The sequence below is a fragment of the Microvirga arabica genome (genome assembly GCF_016811235.1).
GTDB classification, from domain to species: domain Bacteria; phylum Pseudomonadota; class Alphaproteobacteria; order Rhizobiales; family Beijerinckiaceae; genus Microvirga; species Microvirga arabica.
Window position 1 is genome coordinate 1 of the sequence record NZ_JAFBID010000040.1, and the last position, 20,566, is coordinate 20,566.

25 protein-coding genes and 1 pseudogene are annotated in these 20,566 nt (G+C 64.6%); 20 read left to right on the plus strand and 6 right to left on the minus strand.

The genetic code is table 11. The annotated features are described in order from the left end of the window. Nucleotides 1-103 precede the first annotated feature (103 nt). Nucleotides 104-667, plus strand: coding sequence for a ribosome maturation factor RimM (gene rimM / locus JQC81_RS18710; RefSeq protein ID WP_203273346.1), 564 nt, complete (start codon nucleotides 104-106; stop codon nucleotides 665-667). Next, on the plus strand, nucleotides 664-1,350 hold the full coding sequence (gene trmD, locus JQC81_RS18715) for a tRNA (guanosine(37)-N1)-methyltransferase TrmD (protein ID WP_203273295.1): 687 nt from the start codon (nucleotides 664-666) through the stop codon (nucleotides 1,348-1,350). Before rimM ends, trmD begins: the two co-directional genes overlap by 4 nt. Here the strand turns inward: trmD and JQC81_RS18720 are convergent. Beyond that, nucleotides 1,344-2,093 carry a hypothetical protein gene (locus JQC81_RS18720; RefSeq protein ID WP_210347216.1) on the minus strand — a complete coding sequence of 250 codons (750 nt, stop codon included), beginning with the start codon at nucleotides 2,091-2,093 and terminating at the stop codon, nucleotides 1,344-1,346. The two genes, trmD and JQC81_RS18720, sit on opposite strands and share 7 nt — an antisense overlap. A 234-nt stretch (nucleotides 2,094-2,327) precedes the next feature. Then, on the minus strand, nucleotides 2,328-3,236 hold the full coding sequence (locus tag JQC81_RS18725) for a DMT family transporter (protein ID WP_203273297.1): 909 nt from the start codon (nucleotides 3,234-3,236) through the stop codon (nucleotides 2,328-2,330). 97 nt (nucleotides 3,237-3,333) lie between these two features. On the opposite strand from JQC81_RS18725, the gene JQC81_RS18730 reads away from it, so the two are divergent. Beyond that, complete coding sequence (locus JQC81_RS18730) at nucleotides 3,334-3,810, plus strand: Lrp/AsnC family transcriptional regulator (RefSeq protein WP_203273298.1); 477 nt, start codon at nucleotides 3,334-3,336, stop codon at nucleotides 3,808-3,810. 14 nt (nucleotides 3,811-3,824) lie between these two features. Here the strand turns inward: JQC81_RS18730 and JQC81_RS18735 are convergent, their stop codons facing one another. After that, entirely contained in the window at nucleotides 3,825-4,778 is a 954-nt protein-coding gene (locus JQC81_RS18735) for a PLP-dependent cysteine synthase family protein (RefSeq protein ID WP_203273299.1), read from the minus strand. Nucleotides 4,779-4,882: 104 nt separating this feature from the next. On the opposite strand from JQC81_RS18735, the gene JQC81_RS18740 reads away from it, so the two are divergent. From JQC81_RS18740 to leuC, 3 genes are all read left to right on the plus strand, one after another. Continuing rightward, nucleotides 4,883-5,554, plus strand: a complete 672-nt coding sequence (locus JQC81_RS18740; protein WP_203273300.1) for a winged helix-turn-helix transcriptional regulator — start codon at nucleotides 4,883-4,885, stop codon at nucleotides 5,552-5,554. 115 nt (nucleotides 5,555-5,669) lie between these two features. Then, nucleotides 5,670-6,047: a 50S ribosomal protein L19 gene (rplS, locus tag JQC81_RS18745; protein WP_203273301.1), complete on the plus strand. Its 378-nt coding sequence runs from the start codon at nucleotides 5,670-5,672 to the stop codon at nucleotides 6,045-6,047. A gap of 230 nt (nucleotides 6,048-6,277) precedes the next feature. Further along, the gene (gene leuC / locus JQC81_RS18750; protein ID WP_203273302.1) at nucleotides 6,278-7,684 is read left to right on the plus strand and encodes a 3-isopropylmalate dehydratase large subunit; all 1,407 of its coding nucleotides are present in this window, start codon (nucleotides 6,278-6,280) and stop codon (nucleotides 7,682-7,684) included. 78 nt (nucleotides 7,685-7,762) lie between these two features. On the opposite strand, the gene JQC81_RS18755 is transcribed toward leuC, so the two are convergent. Then, nucleotides 7,763-8,056, minus strand: a complete 294-nt coding sequence (locus tag JQC81_RS18755; protein WP_203273303.1) for a hypothetical protein — start codon at nucleotides 8,054-8,056, stop codon at nucleotides 7,763-7,765. Nucleotides 8,057-8,175: 119 nt separating this feature from the next. Here JQC81_RS18755 and JQC81_RS18760 point away from each other — a divergent pair, with 119 nt between their 5' ends. The 10 genes from JQC81_RS18760 (at nucleotide 8,176) to leuB (ending at nucleotide 16,220) form a co-directional block, all read left to right on the plus strand. Then, nucleotides 8,176-8,436: a hypothetical protein gene (locus tag JQC81_RS18760; protein ID WP_203273304.1), complete on the plus strand. Its 261-nt coding sequence runs from the start codon at nucleotides 8,176-8,178 to the stop codon at nucleotides 8,434-8,436. A gap of 4 nt (nucleotides 8,437-8,440) precedes the next feature. Further along, nucleotides 8,441-8,848 carry a metallopeptidase family protein gene (locus JQC81_RS18765; RefSeq protein WP_203273305.1) on the plus strand — a complete coding sequence of 136 codons (408 nt, stop codon included), beginning with the start codon at nucleotides 8,441-8,443 and terminating at the stop codon, nucleotides 8,846-8,848. A 35-nt stretch (nucleotides 8,849-8,883) separates the two neighbouring features. Next, nucleotides 8,884-9,696 carry a YdcF family protein gene (locus JQC81_RS18770; RefSeq protein ID WP_203273306.1) on the plus strand — a complete coding sequence of 271 codons (813 nt, stop codon included), beginning with the start codon at nucleotides 8,884-8,886 and terminating at the stop codon, nucleotides 9,694-9,696. 95 nt (nucleotides 9,697-9,791) lie between these two features. Beyond that, nucleotides 9,792-10,394 carry a 3-isopropylmalate dehydratase small subunit gene (gene leuD / locus JQC81_RS18775; RefSeq protein ID WP_203273307.1) on the plus strand — a complete coding sequence of 201 codons (603 nt, stop codon included), beginning with the start codon at nucleotides 9,792-9,794 and terminating at the stop codon, nucleotides 10,392-10,394. Between the two features lie 30 nt (nucleotides 10,395-10,424). After that, nucleotides 10,425-10,805 (plus strand): cupin domain-containing protein, encoded by a 381-nt coding sequence (locus JQC81_RS18780; protein ID WP_203273308.1) that lies wholly within the window; start codon nucleotides 10,425-10,427, stop codon nucleotides 10,803-10,805. Nucleotides 10,806-10,884: 79 nt separating this feature from the next. Then, nucleotides 10,885-12,075, plus strand: coding sequence for a lytic murein transglycosylase (locus tag JQC81_RS18785; RefSeq protein ID WP_203273309.1), 1,191 nt, complete (start codon nucleotides 10,885-10,887; stop codon nucleotides 12,073-12,075). A gap of 5 nt (nucleotides 12,076-12,080) precedes the next feature. Then, nucleotides 12,081-12,704: a LysE family translocator gene (locus tag JQC81_RS18790; RefSeq protein ID WP_203273310.1), complete on the plus strand. Its 624-nt coding sequence runs from the start codon at nucleotides 12,081-12,083 to the stop codon at nucleotides 12,702-12,704. Between the two features lie 71 nt (nucleotides 12,705-12,775). Beyond that, a complete protein-coding gene (locus tag JQC81_RS18795; protein WP_203273311.1) occupies nucleotides 12,776-13,516 on the plus strand; it encodes a metallophosphoesterase family protein in 741 nt (246 codons plus the stop codon). Nucleotides 13,517-13,519: 3 nt separating this feature from the next. Then, entirely contained in the window at nucleotides 13,520-14,929 is a 1,410-nt protein-coding gene (locus tag JQC81_RS18800; protein ID WP_203273312.1) for a serine/threonine protein kinase, read from the plus strand. A gap of 184 nt (nucleotides 14,930-15,113) precedes the next feature. Continuing rightward, a complete protein-coding gene (gene leuB, locus JQC81_RS18805) occupies nucleotides 15,114-16,220 on the plus strand; it encodes a 3-isopropylmalate dehydrogenase (RefSeq protein WP_203273313.1) in 1,107 nt (368 codons plus the stop codon). Nucleotides 16,221-16,267: 47 nt separating this feature from the next. Here the strand turns inward: leuB and JQC81_RS18810 are convergent, their stop codons facing one another. Then, the gene (locus JQC81_RS18810) at nucleotides 16,268-16,588 is read right to left on the minus strand and encodes a hypothetical protein (protein ID WP_203273314.1); all 321 of its coding nucleotides are present in this window, start codon (nucleotides 16,586-16,588) and stop codon (nucleotides 16,268-16,270) included. 207 nt (nucleotides 16,589-16,795) lie between these two features. Here JQC81_RS18810 and JQC81_RS34390 point away from each other — a divergent pair. After that, nucleotides 16,796-17,071: pseudogene (locus JQC81_RS34390) on the plus strand (molybdopterin-dependent oxidoreductase); the annotation flags it as partial. A 23-nt stretch (nucleotides 17,072-17,094) separates the two neighbouring features. After that, complete coding sequence (locus tag JQC81_RS34395) at nucleotides 17,095-17,856, plus strand: molybdopterin-dependent oxidoreductase (protein WP_376772422.1); 762 nt, start codon at nucleotides 17,095-17,097, stop codon at nucleotides 17,854-17,856. Here JQC81_RS34395 and JQC81_RS18820 read toward each other — a convergent pair. Then, nucleotides 17,834-18,628: a hypothetical protein gene (locus JQC81_RS18820; protein ID WP_203273315.1), complete on the minus strand. Its 795-nt coding sequence runs from the start codon at nucleotides 18,626-18,628 to the stop codon at nucleotides 17,834-17,836. The genes JQC81_RS34395 and JQC81_RS18820 overlap by 23 nt on opposite strands. Before the next feature lie 116 nt (nucleotides 18,629-18,744). Here JQC81_RS18820 and JQC81_RS18825 point away from each other — a divergent pair, with 116 nt between their 5' ends. Together JQC81_RS18825 and JQC81_RS18830 are read left to right on the plus strand one after the other, a co-directional pair. After that, on the plus strand, nucleotides 18,745-19,227 hold the full coding sequence (locus tag JQC81_RS18825; RefSeq protein WP_203273316.1) for a GNAT family N-acetyltransferase: 483 nt from the start codon (nucleotides 18,745-18,747) through the stop codon (nucleotides 19,225-19,227). A gap of 264 nt (nucleotides 19,228-19,491) precedes the next feature. After that, nucleotides 19,492-20,523: an aspartate-semialdehyde dehydrogenase gene (locus tag JQC81_RS18830; RefSeq protein WP_203273317.1), complete on the plus strand. Its 1,032-nt coding sequence runs from the start codon at nucleotides 19,492-19,494 to the stop codon at nucleotides 20,521-20,523. Nucleotides 20,524-20,566 lie beyond the last annotated feature (43 nt).

The following is a 20,566-nucleotide window of genomic DNA, read 5'->3' on the forward strand; positions in this document are numbered from 1 at the left end:
TTCCGATCCGGAAAAGGGCAGGGGTGGGGGTGCCGGCGCAAACCGATCTAAGGTCGCGCATACACCCCCCTCTCCAACTCTCCCCCACAAGGGGGGAGAGGGCCTGTCGGCGCCACCCCGTGACGACCTCGTCCTCGTGGGCGAGTTCGGTCGCGCCCATGGCCTGAAAGGTGAAGTGCGGCTGAAATCCCATACGGGCGATCCGCAGGCGATCGCCGGTTACCAGCCGCTGATTGCCGGCAACGGCAAAACCTATTCCCTCAAGAACGTGCGGACGGCGCCAGGCGGCGCACCCGATCTGCTCATCGCCGTCGTCGACGGCGTGACCACGCGCGAGGCCGCGGAAGCACTCAACCGCGTTCAGCTCCATGTGGAGCGCGACAAGCTTCCTCCGCCTGAGGAAGACGACGAATTCCTGCTCGCCGACCTGATTGGCCTGTCCGTTCAGACGGAAGCCGGCGACATCATCGGCACTGTTGTGGCCGTGCCCAATTACGGCGGCGGCGACCTTCTCGAAATCGCACCCGCGCAAAAAGGCCCGACGGCGTTCCTGCCCTTCACCAAGGCCTTCGTGCCGATGGTGGACATCGCGGCTAAGCGCATCGTGGCGGCACCGCCGGACGACCTGTTCGAGCCGGCTAAGCCTCAGCCCGAGGACGAGGCGTGAGCTTTTCCGCCACCATCCTCACGCTCTATCCCGACATGTTCCCGGGACCTCTCGGGATGTCGCTCTCCGGCGATGCGCTGACGCGCGGCGTGTGGTCGCTCGAGGCCAAGAACATCCGCGACCACGGCCTTGGCCGTCACCGCACCGTCGACGACACGCCGGCGGGCGGCGGCCCCGGCATGGTGATCCGCTGCGACGTGCTGGCCTCTGCCATCGACGCGAACGTTCCAGAAAACGATCCGCGCCCGAAGCTCCTCATGAGCCCCCGGGGGAAACCGCTCACGCAATCTTACGTGCGCGAGCTTGCTGCCGGTCCGGGCGTCGTCATCGTGTGCGGCCGGTTCGAGGGGGTGGACGAGCGCGTGATCGAGGCGCGCGGGCTTCAAGAGGTGTCGATCGGCGACTACGTGCTCTCCGGCGGCGAAATGGCCGCGATGATCGTGCTCGATGCCTGCGTGCGCCTTCTGCCCGGCGTCATGGGCAAGGAGGCGTCGGGCACGGAAGAGAGCTTCGAGTCAAACCGCCTCGAATATCCGCATTACACCCGCCCCCGCGAGTGGGAGGGCCGGCCGATTCCCGACGTGCTGCTCTCCGGCAATCACGCCATGATCGAGCGCTGGCGCCGCGAGGAATCCGAGCGCATCACCCGCGAGCGGCGGCCGGACCTGCTGCGGGGTCAGTAGTCCGACCAGACAGGGTGTCCATTCTCGCCCCAGTAGCGACACCAGCGCGCCAACGAGAGTAAGATCAGGAGCTGCTCTTCTTCATGGGAGCAGTCATCTCCAGCCTCGAGAGCCATGACGTCTCTGGAGATGTCGTGCTCCTGAGCATGCCTGAGAGCGGCCTCCTCAAGCTCATCGCTGTACTCGACCAGTTCCTGGGGTGAGAGATGCATCCAGGCTTTATTGTAGAGTTCGAGGCCGAGAATGTCCTCGATGCCTTCCAAGGTAAGTGCTTTGCCGCGGAACGCATATCCCTCCACATATTGCCCAGGGCCGCTGGCATAATGCGGAAGGCCTGGGCTGGGAGGAGCGAGCGCAAGCACGTACTCGCCATGGATGTCCTGCCTGAACTGCTCGAACGACTTGCCTTCGCGTTTGGCGTTGCTTTCGTCATAAGCGCTTCTGAGCCAGGGATCCGCCACGGGATCGATACCTGCGCGCGGGCAGCACAATGTGTCGTACGGTGAAACGGAAATGTCTTCCAGCTGACGAAGAAGAATCGGCCCATCGGCCAACCGGCCGGTGCTGACATCAGACCTCACCCTTCGCCCTAGAAGCACTTCAACCCGCTGCTTCAAACGGACGAAAAAAGGTGGGGATGGAATGTCGAAGAAGGCAGCTTCTTTGAGAGCTTCGAACAGCCGCGCATGCTCTTCCTCATAGCCCAGCTTAGGCTTACCAAGCGGTATCAAATCTAGACCCATGAGAACCTCCAAATTTAATATAACATATCAACTAGATCTGGGAAGAAGCCCTGGCACTATGGTTCAGCAAGCTTTGGTCATCCTCCCATAACGTCTCTCACCAGGTCATTGCCGTATCGAGAATTACTGTGATGAAGTTTGCCTCCGGCCGCTCTTGTCCGTGAGATTCAAGGGTGATCAGTTTGCGTCGTGAGGAATCGGAGCGCATCACCCGCGAGCGGCGGCCGGATTTGCTCACGTCCGAGTGGGGCTGATCCTCAGACGACTGACCCCGAGCCGCCACTTCGAGTTCACCCCGGCGCTGCCGAGCAGGATGAGCCCGATACCGCTCCACTGGCCGAGCGACAGGTCGCGGCCATAGGCCAGGTAATCCACGAGAATGGCAACAGCCGGATAGGTGAATGAGAGCACGGCGATCACCGGCGTCGGCAGCTTCTGGAGCGCCGCATACAGAAGGATGTACATGATGCCCGTGTGCACGATCCCGAGCACCGCGAGATACCCCCATTGCAGGGACTCCGCCGGCAGGCTTGAGAAGTCGGCCAGCGGCAGGAGAATCGCGGTGCCGAGCAGGGCTTGCACCAGCGCGATCACGTGCGGCGGGATGCCTTTAAGCTGCTTCACAATGACGGACGCCACAGCATAGAGGAAGGCAGCCCCCAGTGCCTGCAGCAGACCGATTCCATAGCCGCTGCTCCAGGGGAGACCGCCAGCCTCGATCTGGGTGACCATCAGAAGACCAAGGAACGCGAGGGCAATGAAACCGAGCGCGTCTCCCGTCGGCCGCTCGCCGAACAGCATCATCCCGAGCAGGATCAGGAAGAAGGGCTGGGTGTTGTAGACGGCGGTGGCGATCGAAATCGACGCATGCCCGTAGGACGAGAACAGCAGCACCCAGTTGAGCACGATGGCCGCACCGCTTAAAATGGCGAGCATCAGCGTGCGCGTCGAGAACGGCCATGGCGCCAGAGGCCCTTTCGTCCAGCAATAGGCGAACAGGCTCAAGGCCCCGAACAGACAGCGGAATAACACCACGTTCCAGACGCTCTGGCCGGACTCGACCACGAAGTACCCGATGGTGCCCGAGAGCGCCATCGCGCCGATCATCTCCAGCCGTCCCGACACCTTAACTTGCGATCCCATGGCTGCGCCTCCTGTGACGAGGGCAGAACTTTATCTTTCGCCGGGACGGGCGTACTTTCATGATCGAAAGCAGCTTGAACAATCGGCCTTCGAAGCAATGGCAATCTCAGCAAGAAACCTTAAAAGCAGAAACTCGGTTCCGGACGAGATCGACCAAGCGCTGATCGGCCTCCTGAGCGACAACGCCAGGCTCTCCCATGCGGAGCTTGCCCGGAGCGTGGGCCTCTCGCCTCCGAGCATCGCCGAGCGGCTGCGACGGCTGGAGGAGGACGGCGTGGTCGGTGCCTATACGCTCGAACTCGACCCAAAGGCCCTGGGCTACACCCTCACGGCCATCGTGCGCATCCGGCCGCTGCCGGGACAGCTGCACCATGTGGAGAAGCTCCTGATCGAAAGCCCCGAGGTCATCGAGTGCGATAAGGTGACGGGCGACGATTGCTTCGTGGCGCGCTATCTCCTGCGCTCCATCGACGAGCTCGATCCGATCTTGGAGCGCATTGCACAACGCGCCCAGACCAGCACCTCCATCGTCAAGGCCTCACCGGTCAAGCGCCGGCTGCCGCCCATTCGCTGAAAGGGGCTTCGGCATCAGGCACGTGCGTTCGCTCCGAGCCTTGTCCCGAAGGTCTTCAGGTACTTCATTCCCGTATCGCACATGACCGTCACGATTGTGACATCCGGCCCCAGCCGTTCGGCGAGCCGCAGAGCCGCGAGCACGTTGGCGCCCGTGGAGGTACCGGCGAACAAGCCTTCCTCGCGCGCGAGGCGGAACGCCATCGCCATGGCTTCCTCGGTCGAGATGCGCTCGATCAAATCGGCAAGCGTTGGCTGCCAGAGCGGCACCACATAGCCCGCACCTATCCCGTCGATCTTGTGCGCGCCGGATGGGCCGCCGGAGAGCACGGCGGACCCGGCGGGCTCGACGGCAACGATCCGGATGTCGTCGTGATGACGGCGCAGCCCCTCGGCAATGCCGCGCAATGAAGCCGCTGTTCCGACACTCTGAACGAAGCCATCGATGCGGCCGCCCGTCTGCTGCCAGATCTCGTCTGCCATGCGGTGATAGGCGGCGAGCTGATCCCGGTTCCTCATCTGGTCGGTCCAGAAGGAGCCTTTCGCTTCCGCGATGATGCGGGCCTGCTCGATCATGTCCTTGGTGAGCTTTTCCGTCATGCGGCCGCCCTCGCTTTCCACGATGTGGAGCGTCGCCCCAAGCAGCCGCATGTGGTCGAGCTTTTCCTGTGCGAAGGCATCGGACGTGACGACGTCGAGCGGGTAACCCTTCACGGCGCAGACGAGCGCCAGCGACACGCCCGTGCTGCCGCCGGTATATTCGACAACCGAGCCGCCGGGTTTGAGCCGTCCATCGGCCTCCGCCACCTCGATCATGGCGAGCGCCATGCGGTCCTTCATGCTTCCGGTGGGGTTCTCGTTCTCCAGTTTCAGCAGAATGCGCGCGCCGTTGCTCGGCACGATGTGGCGCAAGGGGATCAGCGAGGTGTTGCCGATGCGGTCGAGAATGGTGCGGGGCTGTACGGTCATGGATGCTGTCCAAAAGTGCGGCTTTCGATAAACCGCCATAGGCATTCCGTCAGGTCCGGAATTCGGACTTCTCGGCCCTTGGCCGCCATGGTAGCGCTGTGCTCATGGCAGATTACGGTCAGTTCTGTTCCGTGGCCCGCGCCCATGAGGCAATCGGCGGGCGCTGGACCCTTCTCGTGGTGCGCGAGCTTCTGTGCGGCAGCCGCCGCTTCAACGACATCCGCCGCGGCATCCCGCGCATCTCCCGCACCATGCTGTCCGAGCGCCTGCAGGCCTTGGCCCAGGCAGGTGCCGTGCTGCGGATCGAAGGCGATCACGGCCCCGAATATGCGCTCACGGGAGCTGGCCGGGAGCTGATGGGCATCGTGAGCGCGCTTGGCACCTGGGGGCAGCGCTGGCTGCCGCGGCACGCTGCCGATGAGGATCTCGATCTCGAACCCGTCCTCGTCGACATGCAGCGGCGGGTGCGCGTGGAGGCTCTGCCGAAGGAGCCCGTCGTCGTTCGCTTCGAGATCGAGGGGCAGCGCCAGCCGCGCTTCCTGCTGCTGAAGGAGGCCGAAGTCTCGCTCTGCACCCAGAACCCCGGCTTCCCTGAGCCCCTCCGTGTCCGCGCCCGCCTGCCGGCGCTGGTCGCCTGGTGGCGGGGTGACGTGAGCTTTGCCGAGGGGCAACGGATGGGGCTGACGGTGGAAGGGCCCCGAGAACTCGCCAAGGCGTTCCCGCACTGGTTCGAGCGCTACCTGTTCGCCGAGGTCCAGCCTGCCGCACGGCCATAGGCTCGACAACCCCCCCGAACTCCTGTATAGGCGCGGCCTCAACTTAAAACAGGACGCCGAAATCCAGCGGGTCCGGGGCTTGCCCTGAGGCCACGCAACGGCAGGAGTTAAGACCATGAACCTCATTCAGCAGCTCGAGCAGGAGCAGATCGCCAAGCTCGCCAAGACCATTCCCGATTTCCAGCCCGGCGACACCGTCATCGTCAACGTGAAGGTGAAGGAAGGCGAGCGCACCCGCGTTCAGGCCTACGAGGGCGTCTGCATCGCCCGTTCGGGCGGCGGCCTCCAGGAGAGCTTCACGGTTCGCAAGATTTCCTACGGCGAAGGCGTCGAGCGCGTTTTCCCGATCTATTCGCCGAACGTCGACTCGATCAAGGTCGTGCGCCGCGGCGCCGTCCGTCGCGCCAAGCTGTACTACCTGCGCGACCGTCGCGGTAAGTCGGCCCGTATCACCGAGCGCGCCGAGAAGAAGACCCAGGCTGCAGCCGAGTAAGGCTCCCACTTCTCAGGCAAAGTTTTTCAAAGCGCGGTGCAAACCGCGCTTTTTTGCTGATGGAACAAGCTTTGCGGAAAGGGTGGCGCGACAAAAATATAATTGCGCGTTGCATCATCTCTGCTATGCGATCGTTTCAAGGCGGCCTGCGCTCAGGGCATCTTCACCCGGGGGTGGCAAACCGCTAAACACGTTGAAATCACCGTTGTCGAGACTGTTGGAAGAGAACCATGGCCAAAGCCCGCACCCTCTATGACAAGATCTGGGACGATCACGTCGTCGATCAGCAGGATGACGGGACGTGCCTTCTCTACATCGACCGCCACCTCGTTCATGAGGTGACTTCGCCTCAGGCCTTCGAAGGCCTGCGCATGACCGGGCGCACGGTGCGCCAGCCGCACAAGACCCTGGCCGTGGTCGACCACAACGTGCCGACCTCCGACCGCTCGCACGGGATCGAGGATCCCGAGGCAGCGACCCAGGTGGCGGCTCTGGCCCAGAACGCCAAGGATTTCGGCGTCGAGTATTATAACGAGCTCGACACCCGTCAGGGCATCGTTCACGTGGTCGGGCCGGAGCAGGGCTTCACCCTGCCGGGCATGACCATCGTGTGCGGCGACAGTCACACCTCGACTCACGGCGCCTTCGGCTCGCTGGCCCACGGCATCGGCACGTCGGAGGTGGAGCACGTGCTCGCCACGCAGACGCTGATCCAGAAGAAGGCCAAGAACATGCGCGTGACCGTGGACGGGCAACTGCCCGCCGGCGTCACCGCCAAGGACATCATCCTGGCCATCATCGGCGAGATCGGCACCGCCGGCGGCACCGGCCATGTGATCGAGTATGCGGGCGAGGCCATCCGGTCGCTCTCGATGGAAGGCCGCATGACGATCTGCAACATGTCGATCGAGGGCGGTGCCCGCGCCGGCATGGTGGCGCCCGACGAGAAGACCTATGCCTACTTGAAGGGCAAGCCCAAGGCGCCGCAGGGCGAGGCCTGGGACGCGGCCGTGCGCTACTGGGACAGCTTGCGCACCGACGAGGGCGCGTTCTTCGACACCGAGATCCGCCTCGATGCCGCGAACCTTCCCCCCATCGTCACCTGGGGCACGTCTCCTGAGGACGTGATCTCGGTCACCGGCGTGGTGCCGAACCCGGACGACATCCAGGACGAGAACAAGCGCCGCTCCAAGTGGCGTGCCCTGGAATATATGGGCCTGACCCCCGGCACGAAGATCACTGACATCGCGCTCGACCGCGTGTTCATCGGCTCCTGCACCAACGGGCGCATCGAGGACCTGCGGGAGGTGGCCAAGGTGGTCGAGGGCAAGCGCGTGGCGGGGAGCGTCAGCGCCATGATCGTGCCGGGCTCCGGTATCGTGAAGATGCAGGCCGAGGCCGAGGGTCTCGACAAGATCTTCAAGGCGGCCGGCTTCGACTGGCGCGAGCCCGGCTGCTCCATGTGCCTGGCCATGAACGCGGATCGGCTGGCGCCGGGCGAGCGCTGCGCCTCCACGTCGAACCGCAACTTCGAAGGCCGTCAGGGCTTCAAGGGCCGCACCCACCTCGTCTCGCCCGCCATGGCGGCAGCAGCGGCGATCGCCGGCCGCTTCGTGGACATCCGCACCTTCGGCTGATCCACAGCCACACACGAAAAGAAAAGGCCGTGACCCTTAGCGAGTCACGGCCTCTTTCATTCGAAAAGCCTTTCGAGCTTAGTCCACGTAGACCCGGCGGCCGGCCACCACCTGGCGGCAGCGCTCGACCGGGCGACGGACGATCACGCCGTTCCGGCGGACGCGCTCTTCCATCACCGTGCGGCACACGGTGCGGGTGCGGGCGGGACGGACCACGCGGCGCTCGATGATACGCTCGCGATAGGCCGGGCGGTTCTGCTCCAGGCGAACGCCGTTCGGGCCGATCCGCACATCCACGCCCTGAGCCGACGCCGTGCCGGCGCCGAGGACAGTCAGCCCGGCCACAGCCAGGACACCGAGAATCATACGCATTGTTGCCTCTTCAAGAATTGGTTATCCGGGACTGTTAACGGCTGAGCCTCGGAGGCGTTCCGTTGCGAAGAGGTCGTTGAGGCGCCATGGTGAACCCAATGTTAAGCCGGGAGGGACCGATGAACGACCGGGAGCGCGAGGCCTCTGAGGCCCGCGAGGCGTTGGAGCGCGTGCAGCGGGACACGGAAACCCTGGGCTCCTCGGCCCTTGCCCGTATGGGCCGGCGGGCCGGCGACCATTTCGGTGCTAGGGACGCCATGGACCCGGACGGCGGCACCGACCCGATCGAACTCTGGGGCCGGCGCATTGGGCGCGTCCTGTCCCTGATCGGCGTCGTGGTCCTCGGCTTCTGGCTCCTCGTTCAGCTCGATATCCTTTGAAATTATGACCGATCTCGCTACCCTTCAGGCCCCCTCCCTCGACGATATGGAAGCCCTGGCGCAAGACGCCTATGCCCGCCTGCCGGAGGCGTTTCGCGCCCTGTGCGAGGGCGTGGTGATCCGGGTCGAAGATTTTCCCGATGACGAGACCCTGCGCGAGATGGGCTGCGAGACGCCTTTCGATCTCTTGGGTCTCTTCCGCGGGATCGGGCTCGCCCAAGGCGGCGCCATGATGCAGACGGGCCAGTTTCCGAACATGGTCTGGCTCTATCGCCGCCCGATCCTCGATTACTGGGCCGAGCACGAGGAAAGCCTAGGGTCCATCGTCACCCACGTGCTGGTGCACGAGATCGGCCACCATTTCGGCCTCTCCGACGAGGACATGGAAGCCATCGAGGCTGCCGCCGGCTAATCCCCGCAGCAACCTCTTATCTGTGAAGCTCACGCATGGATCAGAACGCCTTTCTGTTCACTTCACAGGATGTAGCGGCCCTCAACGAAGTGGCTGCTTTCCTGGCTTTGGACAATTTCGGCCCTAAGAGGTCTGACGGCCTGCCGGAGCATATGGCAGCTGGGTCTGTCGATTGCATCATCCTGGCAGGGAATTGCGTTCTTGAGACGGCCGAGGGTGCCTTTCGTGCCATGAAGGGCGATGTTGGCCCAAAACTCCTGATCACGGGCGGCGTCGGGCACGCAACGGAGGTTCTGCGCCGGAAGGTTGCAATGCATGCGGTCTATCGAGCTGTAGTCACGGATGCACGAACTGAGGCTCACATCCTCGCGGACATCGCCGAGCGGTTCTGGAGCATTGACCGTTCAAGCATTCTCATCGAGCCGGAGTCCACCAACAGCGGCGAGAATGCCCTGCTCTCGCGCAGGGTTCTCGAGAATGCCGATTTGCCTGTGAGAACGATCCTGCTCATCCAGGACCCGACGATGCAAAGGCGGGCCGATGCCACATTCCGTCACGTCTGGAGCGATCGTCCTGACCTGAAGGTCCTCAACTGGCCGACATTCACCCCTCGCGTTCGCCTCGCCGGGGAGGAGCTTCAGTTCGACCTGAATGGGATTGCGGGATTGTGGTCGATGGATCGCTTCCTGGCCCTCGTCATGGGAGAGATCCCCCGGTTGCGCAACGACCTCCATGGCTATGGCCCGAGGGGCAAGGGCTTCATAACGCATGTAGACATTCCTGAACACATCGAAGCAGTCTTTGCGCAATTAAAGAACAGCTTCGCCAGCCATTTTGTAAGACACTAAGTCATCATGCGGCTATCGTTGCCCTAGCCGATCCTAAAACCCTTTGGTATGAGGCTCCCGAGAGCGGCCCTTTGCCGCCCGAAGGAATGAGGATCATGGACAAGTTTACCGTGCTGGAGAGCGTCGCGGCGCCGCTGCGGATCATCAATATCGACACCGATATGATCATCCCCAAGCAGTACCTGAAGACGATCAAGCGCACGGGGCTCGGCACCGGCCTGTTCTCGGAGATGCGCTACCGCGAGGACGGCTCGGAGAACCCGGATTTCGTCCTCAACCAGCCGGCCTACCGCAATGCCAAGATCCTGGTGGCGGGCGACAATTTCGGCTGCGGCTCCTCCCGCGAGCATGCCCCCTGGGCGCTGCTCGATTTCGGCATCCGCTGCGTGATCTCCACGAGCTTCGCCGACATTTTTTACAACAATTGCTTCCAGAACGGCATCCTGCCGATCAAGGTCTCGCCGGAAGACCTGGAGAAGCTCTTCGACGATGCCAGCCGCGGCGCCAACGCCACGCTGACGGTCGATCTCGAAAACCAGGAGATCCGCGGTCCCGACGGCGGTTCGATCAAGTTCGACATCGACCCGTTCAAGAAGCACTGCATGCTCAACGGCCTCGACGGCATCGGCCTGACCATGGAGAAGGCCTCCGCCATCGACAGCTTCGAGAAGAAGCTCTCGGAACGCGCCTGGGCTTAAGATATCATCCTTGATGCATGAGGATGAGCCATGATTCAGGGCAAGCCGCGGGTTCTCGATCGCGCCGATTGGGCAACCCATCCGAGCCTTTTCTGGAAGGGCCATGTGGAGGGGCACACCCTCGGCACCGGCGTGACCGTGCTTTTCTATTCCACGGAAGAGGTCGGCGGCGGGCCGAAATGGCACGTCCATCCCTATGATGAGATCTTCATCATCCGCGAGGGGCGGGCGCTCTTCACCGTGGGCGACGAGCGCTTCGAATGCGAAAAGGGTCAGGTTGTTTTCGGACCGGCCCATGTGCCGCACAAGTTCGTCAATCTCGGTCCGGGTCGGCTGGAAACCACCGACGTTCATGTGAGCGACCGCTGGATTCAGACCAATCTGCCCGATCCGGAGATCGAGGCCGGCTGAAGAGGCCTTCTCATGACGAAAGCGTGAGGTGCGGCTCCGTTTTCACAAGATTAACCAAATTTACTGCAATCTGCCCGGCATGAAAAATCTTCTTGCCCCCGCTCTCCTCGTTCTCTCAAGCCTTGCCGCCGCCAATCCGGCTGCCGCCCAGGCTGATTTTGGCTCGTGCCTCGCCGGCCTGAGATCCCAGGCCGCCGCCAAGGGCATTTCCGGCCAGGCTTTCGATGCTGCGACCCGCGGCATTACGCCGGATCTGACGATCCTCGACCTCATGAGCAACCAGCCGGAGTTCAAGACGCCGATCTGGGACTACCTCGCGGCCCTCGTGGACGACGAGCGGGTGCAGGACGGGCGCACCGCCATGCGCCAATGGGGACAGGCTCTTGCTGCGGCCGAAGCGCGCTTCGGCGTCGACCGGCATGCGATTGCGGGCGTCTGGGGCGTCGAGTCGAATTTCGGCAAGGATATCGGCGGGCGGCCCCTCGTGCAGTCGCTCACGACGCTGGTCTGCTACGCGCCCCGCCGCAACGAGTATTTCAAGGGCGAGCTGATGGCGACGCTCAAGATCGTGCAGGACGGGGACATCAACCCGGCCAATCTGCGGGGCTCGTGGGCCGGCGCCTTCGGCCATACCCAGTTCATGCCCTCGACCTTCCAGCGCCTCGCCGTTGACGGCGACGGCGACGGGCGGCGCGACATCATGAACTCCGTGCCGGATGCGGTGCATTCCACGGCCAACTTCCTGAAGAAGGCCGGCTGGGTGAACGGCCTGCCCTGGGGCTACGAGGTGCGCCTGCCGGCGAACTTCAACTCCAGCCTTGCCGGGCGCAAGAACAAGAAGCCGCTGAGCACCTGGGCCTCGATGGGCGTGCGCCGCATCGACGGACGTCCCCTCGAAGGCAGCTACGCGGCCGGCATCCTGATTCCGGCGGGCGTGAACGGCCCGGCCTTCATCGTCACCAAGAACTTCGACGCGGTCTATTCCTACAACGCCGCCGAGTCCTATGGGCTTGCCATCGCGCTCCTCGGCGACCGGCTGAAAGGCCTGTCCGGCATCCAGACCGCCTGGCCCACCGACGACCCGCCCCTGTCCCGCGCCCAGCGCCGCGAGCTGCAGACCCTGCTCACCGCCCGCGGCTACGATGTCGGCGAGCCGGACGGCAAGATCGGCTCCAAGACCCGCGAGGCGATCAAGGACGTGGAGCGCCGCATCGGCCTCGAGCCGCGCGGCCGGCCCGGCGGCAAGGTGCTGCAGGCGCTGCGGGGGTAAGGCCCATGAGCGGGAGCACGCTTCTGCTGTTCGTGCCGGCGTGCTTCGCTCTGAACCTGGCCTTCGGCCCCAACAACCTGCTGTCGCTCACTTATGGCCTGCAGCAGGGCGTGCGCACGGCCGTCCTCGCCTCGGGAGGACGGCTCATCGCCTTCGCGCTGATGATCGGGCTGACGGCGCTGGGCGTCGGCGCCGTGCTTGCCGCCTCAGAGGCGGCCTTCACGATCCTCAAATGGGCCGGCGCCGCTTATCTGGTCTGGCTCGGCTTCAAGATCCTGCGGGCCTCCGGCTCGGTGACGGCCCCGCGCGAGGCAGCGCCCCGGCGCTCCCTGCGGTCCTTGAGCCAGCAGGAATTCTGGACTGCCATCGGCAACCCCAAGGCGATCCTGATCTTTACGGCCTTCCTGCCGCAGTTCATCGAACCCCACTCGTACTGGACGAGCTTCGCACTGACCGGCCTGATCTTTCTCGTGCTGGAAGTCTTTGCCGTGCTGTTCTACGCCGTGCTCGGCCAGCGCTTGAGCGCCCTGAGCCGCAACAGGCACGTTGTCGGATGGCTCAACCGCATTTCCGGCGCAACGATGATCGGGTTCGGCGTTGCGCTGCTGTTCGCGCGACGTCCCGCCTAAGCGTTTCCAAGCCGTTGAGCCTTCCATCGGCCGGCTTGCGGTGGCGATGGGTTTGGAGTTGAACTGCTCCCATGCTCATCGCCATCCTCACCGACATCCACGGCAACCGCGAGGCGCTCTCCGCCTGCCTTGCGCATGCGCGCCTGCTGAAGGTCGATCGTTTTGTTTTCCTCGGCGACTATGTCGGCTACGGGGCCGATCCGGCCTGGGTGGTCGACATGGTCAGGACAATGGTGGACCAGGGCGCCGTCGCGCTGCTGGGCAACCACGATGCGGCTATCGACGGCTCGGACGAGGACATGAACGGGACGGCCCGCGAGGCGCTGCGCTGGACCCGCGGCCAGCTCGGGCCCGAGCAGCGCCGGTTCCTGGCCGATCTTCCCCTCGCCCACGAGGAGGGAAACGTCCTCTACGTCCATGCCAACGGCTATGCCCCGCGCAACTGGGACTACATGGACGAGCCCATGGCGGCGATCCGGCATTTTTCCCGCGTCGAGGCGCACATTACCTTCTGCGGCCATGTGCATGTGCCCATGCTCTACCACATGAGCACCACCGCGAAGGTGGGCAGCTTCTCGCCGGTGGCCGACAACGACATCCCGCTTCTGCCGACCCGCACGTGGCTTGCCGTCATCGGGGCCGTCGGGCAGCCCCGGGACGGCGTGGCGGCTGCGAATTACGCGATCTTCGACACGGCCCGCCAGACCCTGCGCTACCTGCGCGTGCCCTATGACACGGCCACGGCCGCCCGGAAGGTGCGGGAGGCGGGCTTGCCCGAAAAGCTGGCGCTTCGCCTCGAACAGGGCCGCTGACGCATGCGCTGGCGTCTTGAACCGGGCCTAGTGATCGACGGCTTCACGCTGCAGGAGCACATCAGCACCGGCGGCATGGCGCTGCTCTGGACCGTGACCCGCGAAGACGATCCGACGCCCCTCGTCATGAAGATCCCGCTTCTCCTCGACAGCGACGATCCGCTGCCCATCGTCTGTTTCGAGACCGAGCAGATGATCATGCCGCGCCTTACCGGGCCGCATGTGCCGCGCTTCGTGGCGGCCGGACCCCTCGATCCCATGCCCTACATCGTCATGGAGCGGATTCCGGGCGATTCGCTCAAAAGCCGCCTTGAGGAAGTGCCGCTGCCCTGGCCCGAGGTGGTCGCCATCGGGGTGAAGGTGGCCAATGCCCTGCACGACCTGCATCTGCAGAAGGTCATCCATCTCGACATCAAGCCGAGCAACGTCATGATCCGCGAGACGGGCGAGATCGTGCTCATCGATTACGGCTTCGCCCGGCACGAGCAATTGCCCGATCTTTTGGCCGAGGAGTTCCGCGAGCCCTTCGGCACCACGCCCTACATGGCGCCCGAGCAGGTGCTGCAGGATCGCGCCGACCCGCGCAGCGACCTCTTCGCGCTCGGCGTGATGCTGTATTTCTTCGTCACCGGCGAGCGCCCCTTCGGCAACCCGAGGGGCGGCCAGATCCGCAAGCGCCTGTGGCGCGATCCGGTGCCGCCGCGGGCGCTCACCCCCGACTGTCCGACCTGGCTGCAGGAGATCGTCCTGCGCTGCCTTGAGGTCGACCCGCAGGACCGCTACGCGACGGCCGCCCAACTCGCCCTCGACCTCGATAATCCCGACCAGGTAAAGCTCACCGAGCGCGCCGAGCGGTTCGCCCGGGACAGCGGGATGAAGACGTTCCGGCGCTGGCTCAAGGCGCGTAAGGCCCAGCCGCTGGAGACGCCCAACATCGCCGGACAGCTCTCCCGCGCGCCCATCGTGCTCGCTGCTGTCGACCTGTCGCCCGGCAGCGAGGATCTGGCCGAAGCCTTACGCCTGATGGTGCAGCGCATCCTGTCGCTTGAGACCGAGGCGCGCATCGCCTGCGTCAACATCCTGAAGACCTCGCGCATCGCCGTCGACATCCTGGAGGATGCGGAGGGCAACAGCCTCCACGTGCAGCGCCTCGTCCAGCTCAAGCACTGGGGCTCGTCCCTAGAAATCCCGAAGGAGCGGATCTCCTACAGCGTGCTGGAGGCGCCCGATCCGGCGGCGGCGCTGGTCGATTATGCCCGCCACAACAATGTGGACCACATCGTGATCGGGGCGCGAGCCTCCTCGGCGCTCCGGCGCTACCTGGGGAGCGTCTCATCCCAGGTGGTGGCTGAGGCGCCGTGCTCGGTCACGGTGGTGAGGACGCCTAAGGACCGAAGAGTGGAGAACACCTGACCAGACTTGGTCTAACGGCCAACGCGATGAATGCTTGCAAGGCAAGGATCGCGCGCCTAAACCCTCCCGTCATGGCCGGACTTGTTCCGGCCATCCATGTCTTCGGAAATGCAGAGCCATCAAGACGTGGATCCCCGGGACAAGGCCGGGGATGACGAAACACAATCGAGCAGGGACACCGATCATGGCAACGCACAAGCTTCTCCTTCTCCCCGGCGACGGCATCGGCCCGGAGGTCATGCGCGAGGTCGAGAAGATTGTGGGCTGGTTCCGCAAGCGCGGCGTGGGCTTCGAGACCGAGACGGATCTCGTCGGCGGCTCGGCCTATGATGCCCATGGGGCGGCGATCTCGGAAGACGCCATGAAGCTGGCTCAGGCTGCCGATGCTGTGCTCTTCGGCGCGGTCGGCGGCGCGAAATGGGACAGCGTGCCTTATGCGGTGCGCCCCGAGGCGGGCCTGCTGCGCCTGCGCAAGGATCTCGGCCTCTTCGCGAATCTGCGTCCGGCAATCTGCTATCCGGCCCTGGCGGACGCCTCCTCGCTCAAGCGCGAGGTGGTGGAAGGCCTCGACATCATGATCGTGCGCGAGCTCACCGGCGGCGTCTATTTCGGCGAGCCGAAGGAGATCGTGACCCTGGAGGACGGCTCCCAGCGCGCGGTCGACACGCAGATCTATCACACGCACGAAGTGGAGCGCATCGCGCGCGTCGCCTTCGACCTTGCCAAAAAGCGCCGCAACAAGGTCTCCTCGGCGGAAAAATTCAACGTGATGAAGACCGGCGTGTTCTGGCGCCAGGTGGTCACGCGCATCCACAAGGCGGAGTTCTCCGACGTCGAACTGGAGCATGTGCTCGCCGACAACTGCGCCATGCAGCTCGTGCGCTATCCGAAGCAGTTCGACGTGATCGTCACCGACAACCTGTTCGGCGATATCCTGTCGGATATCGCGGCCATGCTCACCGGCTCCCTCGGCATGCTGCCATCCGCGTCGCTGGGCGCCGAGGATCCGGCCACCGGCCAGCGCAAGGCCCTCTACGAGCCGGTCCACGGCTCGGCGCCGGACATTGCCGGCAAGGGCTTGGCCAACCCAATTGCCATGATCGGCTCCTTCGGCATGGCGCTGCGCTATTCCTTCGGCCTGCTCGACGAGGCGGATCGTCTCGACAAGGCCATCGCCAACGTGCTCGCCTCCGGCACCCGCACGAAGGACATTGCCGGCCCCGGCATGAACGCGGTGGGCACGCAGGATGTGGGCGATGCCATCGTCAAGGAGCTGGATTCCCTGGCGTAAAACGACAAAAGCCCCGGAGCGCTCCGGGGCTTTTTTACTGAGAGGTCTTAGCGGATCGACCCGGTCGAATCGATATCCGAGAACGGGTTGCGCGCGCCTACGAACGGCCCGCCGATCGGATCGGGCAAGGAGCCCTCGCCGAAGCGGTCGCGCTGATGGCTCCAGGGCGGGTTCGCCACGGACGAGATCATCGGCGCTGTGACATAGCGGTTGAGTGTGCCCGGCTGGGCCACGGGGCCCGGATCGAGGAAGCTGCGGGGCTGCACGCGAAGAACGAGGGGACGGTCCTGAGCCTGCGCGTCCGCCACCATCGGGACGGTCGTGAGCGCAGCCAGCGAGGCCAGACCCAAAAGGGCGAAGCGGCGCATGGATAAACCTCCAAGGGTAGCGCGCCAGCTCGTTTTGCCGGGCGCCATTGGTACGTGTGAAGACTGTCAGAACAAGCCGACCTCGCTAAAATGGTTCCGTCAGGTCATGGTGTTCACTGAGAGGTGAGAGGGAAGCAACCGATGCAGCACAGGCGTGAGGTGCGGGAAGGCCTTGAAGACAAGGACGGCTTGAGCCTGCTGGGCGATATGCCCCTCGTGGCCGAGACGCCCGAGGAGCTTCTTGACGACGAGACGACGCCTATTGCGCGCTTCTTCGTGCGCAACAACGGCCTGCTGCCGGAGCCGGTGGTGGATGCGGAGGGCTGGACCTTCACGGTCGACGGCGAGGTGGAGCGCCCGCTGAGTCTGTCGCTCGCGGATCTCAAGAGCCGTTTCCCGCAAAAAACCTTTCGCATGGTGCTCGAATGCGGCGGCAACGGCCGCTCGTTCTTCGAGCCGAAGGCCGAGGGCAATCCCTGGACCAATGGCGGCGTCGGCTGCGCGGAATGGACGGGCGCATCCTTAAGCGACGTGCTGCGCGAGGCGGGCCTGAAGGAGAGAGCGCTGTCTTCACCGGCCATTTCGGCGCAGATCCCGACAAGCATGGAAGCCGCGAGCATCAGGCCATGTCCCGCGGGGTGCCGATCGCAAAGGCGATGGAAGAGCACACGCTTCTCGTCTGGGCCATGAACGGCGAGCCGCTGCCCTTCATCCATGGCGGTCCCTTGCGCCTCGTCGTGCCGGGCTGGCCCGGTTCTTTGAGCCAGAAATGGCTCAAGCGCATCTGGATCCGCGACCGGGAGCATGACGGGCCGGGCATGACGGGCCTGTCCTATCGCCTGCCGGTCCGCCCTCTGGCGCCGGGCCAGGATGGCCGGGACGTGGAGAACCGCATCATCGAATCGATGCCGGTGCGCAGCATCGTCACGGCGCCGGCCGATGGCAGCCGCTATCCGGCAGGCACACGCAGGATCGACGTTCGCGGCGCGGCCTGGGCGGGAGACGACGCGGTGGCGCGGGTCGCGGTGACCCTCGACGGCGGTGCGACCTGGACCGAGGCCGCGATGACGCCGCCGCGCAACCGCTACGACTGGACGCGCTGGCAGGTGTCCCTCACCCTGCCTGAGGACGGCTTCTATGAGATTTTCGCCCGCGCGACCGATTCACGGGGCCGGGCGCAGCCCTTCCGCGCCGCGAACTGGAATCCGAACGGCTACGGCTGCAATGTCATGCACCGGGTGGCGGTTACGGTCGGGCCGGAGGCTTGATGGAGACGGAAGCGGTGCGGGCAACAGGTCCGCAAGCTTCGGTCCGGCTGCGTTCAGCCTTGGCGAAGACCGCCTTGAGGGAGGGGCTGGAGCCGCCGGCTAGCGTCAGCCCGTCGATGAAGCAGGCCAGCTGCGCATCGTCGGGCGCGGAGGATCCGCAGAGCCAGCCCTGAAAGCTGAACTCCGTCTCCGCATCCGCGAAGCGGAAGGCCTGACAGGCCTGCTCGCCCTTGGCCGCTAGCGTCAAGGGAGCGGCCTCCAGGGTGCCGAACTTCGTCGCCACCGACCGGCCCTGGCCCTGATGCGCCACGGCCAGGCCCGCGCGGGCGGCCCGGCGCACGATGTCGATATAGAAGCTGCCCGCCGTCTCAGGCTGTCCCTGCACGAGGGACACCTGGGTATAGCGGAAGTCGCCGAAGCGGCCGAGGACCAGGGTATCCTCCCGCGCGCCATTCGTGTGCTGGCGCGCCTCCGTGGTGACGGGACCGGTAGCGCCTGCGAGAGCATAGGGAGCCGGGGAGGCAGGGACCGGCTTCCAGGCCGGTGCGGGGGCAACCAGGACGGAGGAGGGCACCGCCTTTGCGCGCTCGGCCGGGCGGCGTGCCGGCTCCAGCTGCAGGGCCAGATAGGCAAGGCCCGCGATGCTGCAGACGGACATCAGGATCACCCGCAGCCAGGATGGCCTCTTACGCCTCAGGCGACGGGCCGGGCGCTCGTCGACCCACTCGGCGAGATCCTCCTCGTCCCATTCGGCATAGCCTGCCCTCGGCATCGCGCCACCACCTACGTCCAATGATCACGTCATCCCCATGTTCTACCGTGACACTGGCCAGGGTTCGAAAGGTTTTGCTAAGCAAGGTAAACCAAAGCTTAAAGCGCTGAGCCCCGATGCCCGAGACCGCCGTCCGCCTTGCCAATCTCGATGATGCTGCCGATGTCGCGATGCTGGTCCGCGCGGTGGACCTGCACTATGTCGGCCCGGAGGTCGCGCAGCCTTTTGAGCCGACGATAGCCATGGTCGAGCGCTCGATGCGAGAGGCGGAAGGAACGCGTTACGCCTTGGCCTATCGAGAGGGGCACCCGGTCGGCCTCGCCTGCTTCGCCGTGCTGCGGCCAGGCTTCAAGCTGTCGGGGCTTCTCTTCGTCAAGGAACTTTTCGTCGAGACCGAAGCCCGAGGCCAAGCGGTGGGGGTGGTGCTGATGCGCTGGCTGGCGGATTTTGCCCGGTCGCATGGCCTTACCCGCATCGACCTCACCACCGATGGCACCAACACGGGCGCTCAGGCGTTCTACGAGCGCCTCGGGGCCGAGCGAATGAACAAGGTTTTCTACCGCTTCAATCTCTCGACCGATGTGCTGACGGGCGATTGAACGCACCGAGCCCAAGGAAACGCTTGACGAAAGCGTGTCTTTGGTGTGTTTCTGGCGCGATCAAAGCCGCAACCAGGCTTTGGATGGACGATGGCAATGGCGCTGCTCACCCACACGACGAGCAAAACGAAAACCGCCACGACGGCTGTGAAAACAGCCGAATAAGCCTCGTCGTCCCCGGTCCTCTCTCCCACGGGGCGAGAGGCAGCACCCGAGCAGGGTTCTTAAAAAATTTCCGGGGAGAGCCGCAACAGGAGAAGTCACATGGGTTTCAAGATCGCCGTCGTCGGTGCGACCGGCAATGTGGGCCGCGAGATGCTGAGCATCCTTGCCGAGCGGGCCTTCCCGGCCGATGAGGTGGTGGCGCTGGCCTCCCGCCGCAGCCAGGGGTCGGAAGTCTCCTTCGGCGACCGGACGCTCAAGACCAAGACCCTCGACACCTATGACTTCTCCGATGTCGATATCTGCCTCATGTCCGCCGGCGGCGAGGTCTCCAAGGAGTGGTCGCCGAAGATCGCAGCCCAAGGCGCCGTCGTGATCGACAACTCCTCGGCCTGGCGCTACGACGCCGACGTGCCGCTCGTGGTGCCAGAGGTGAACGCCGAGGCCCTGCGCGATATGAAAAAGGGCATCATCGCCAATCCGAACTGCTCCACGGCACAGCTCGTGGTGGCCCTCAAGCCGCTCCATGACCGCGCCACCATCAAGCGCGTGGTGGTGGCCACCTACCAGTCGGTCTCCGGCGCCGGCAAGGACGGCATGGACGAGCTCGACCGCCAGACCAAGGCGCTCTACTCCCTGCAGGACGTGCAGGAGAAGAAGTTCCCCAAGCGCATCGCCTTCAACCTGATCCCCCAGATCGACGTGTTCATGGAGGACGGGTACACGAAGGAAGAGTGGAAGATGGTGGCCGAGACCAAGAAGATGCTCGACCCGAAGATCAAGCTCACCGCCACCTGCGTGCGCGTGCCGGTCTTCATCGGCCACTCGGAAGCCGTGAACGTGGAATTCGAGAACCCGATCAGCGCCGACGAGGCCCGCGACATCCTGCGGTCGTCGCCGGGCATCATGGTGGTCGATAAGCGCGAGCCCGGCGGCTACATCACCCCGCACGAGGCCGCCGGCGAGGACGCCACCTACATCTCCCGCATCCGCGAGGACATCACGGTGGAGAACGGCCTGTCGTTCTGGTGCGTCTCCGACAACCTGCGCAAGGGCGCGGCGCTCAACGCCGTGCAGATCGCAGAAGCCATGGCCAATCGCGGCTTGCTGAAGCCGAAGAAGCAGGCGGCGTAATCAACCGCACATCGAAATGAAAAGGCCGCCTTCGGGCGGCCTT

Bases quoted from the DNA above. Each gene is read 5' to 3' on its own strand.
- JQC81_RS18720 (WP_210347216.1), bottom strand. From the start codon at position 2,093: ATGGGTCTAGATTTGATACCGCTTGGTAAGCCTAAGCTGGGCTATGAG.
- JQC81_RS18725 (WP_203273297.1), bottom strand. From the start codon at position 3,236: ATGGGATCGCAAGTTAAGGTGTCGGGACGGCTGGAGATGATCGGCGCG.
- JQC81_RS18730 (WP_203273298.1), top strand. From the start codon at position 3,334: ATGGCAATCTCAGCAAGAAACCTTAAAAGCAGAAACTCGGTTCCGGAC.
- JQC81_RS18735 (WP_203273299.1), bottom strand. From the start codon at position 4,778: ATGACCGTACAGCCCCGCACCATTCTCGACCGCATCGGCAACACCTCG.
- JQC81_RS18740 (WP_203273300.1), top strand. From the start codon at position 4,883: ATGGCAGATTACGGTCAGTTCTGTTCCGTGGCCCGCGCCCATGAGGCA.
- rplS (WP_203273301.1), top strand. From the start codon at position 5,670: ATGAACCTCATTCAGCAGCTCGAGCAGGAGCAGATCGCCAAGCTCGCC.
- leuC (WP_203273302.1), top strand. From the start codon at position 6,278: ATGGCCAAAGCCCGCACCCTCTATGACAAGATCTGGGACGATCACGTC.
- JQC81_RS18755 (WP_203273303.1), bottom strand. From the start codon at position 8,056: ATGCGTATGATTCTCGGTGTCCTGGCTGTGGCCGGGCTGACTGTCCTC.
- JQC81_RS18760 (WP_203273304.1), top strand. From the start codon at position 8,176: ATGAACGACCGGGAGCGCGAGGCCTCTGAGGCCCGCGAGGCGTTGGAG.
- JQC81_RS18765 (WP_203273305.1), top strand. From the start codon at position 8,441: ATGACCGATCTCGCTACCCTTCAGGCCCCCTCCCTCGACGATATGGAA.
- JQC81_RS18770 (WP_203273306.1), top strand. From the start codon at position 8,884: ATGGATCAGAACGCCTTTCTGTTCACTTCACAGGATGTAGCGGCCCTC.
- leuD (WP_203273307.1), top strand. From the start codon at position 9,792: ATGGACAAGTTTACCGTGCTGGAGAGCGTCGCGGCGCCGCTGCGGATC.
- JQC81_RS18780 (WP_203273308.1), top strand. From the start codon at position 10,425: ATGATTCAGGGCAAGCCGCGGGTTCTCGATCGCGCCGATTGGGCAACC.
- JQC81_RS18785 (WP_203273309.1), top strand. From the start codon at position 10,885: ATGAAAAATCTTCTTGCCCCCGCTCTCCTCGTTCTCTCAAGCCTTGCC.
- JQC81_RS18790 (WP_203273310.1), top strand. From the start codon at position 12,081: ATGAGCGGGAGCACGCTTCTGCTGTTCGTGCCGGCGTGCTTCGCTCTG.
- JQC81_RS18795 (WP_203273311.1), top strand. From the start codon at position 12,776: ATGCTCATCGCCATCCTCACCGACATCCACGGCAACCGCGAGGCGCTC.
- JQC81_RS18800 (WP_203273312.1), top strand. From the start codon at position 13,520: ATGCGCTGGCGTCTTGAACCGGGCCTAGTGATCGACGGCTTCACGCTG.
- leuB (WP_203273313.1), top strand. From the start codon at position 15,114: ATGGCAACGCACAAGCTTCTCCTTCTCCCCGGCGACGGCATCGGCCCG.
- JQC81_RS18810 (WP_203273314.1), bottom strand. From the start codon at position 16,588: ATGCGCCGCTTCGCCCTTTTGGGTCTGGCCTCGCTGGCTGCGCTCACG.
- JQC81_RS34395 (WP_376772422.1), top strand. From the start codon at position 17,095: ATGGACGGGCGCATCCTTAAGCGACGTGCTGCGCGAGGCGGGCCTGAA.
- JQC81_RS18820 (WP_203273315.1), bottom strand. From the start codon at position 18,628: ATGCCGAGGGCAGGCTATGCCGAATGGGACGAGGAGGATCTCGCCGAG.
- JQC81_RS18825 (WP_203273316.1), top strand. From the start codon at position 18,745: ATGCCCGAGACCGCCGTCCGCCTTGCCAATCTCGATGATGCTGCCGAT.
- JQC81_RS18830 (WP_203273317.1), top strand. From the start codon at position 19,492: ATGGGTTTCAAGATCGCCGTCGTCGGTGCGACCGGCAATGTGGGCCGC.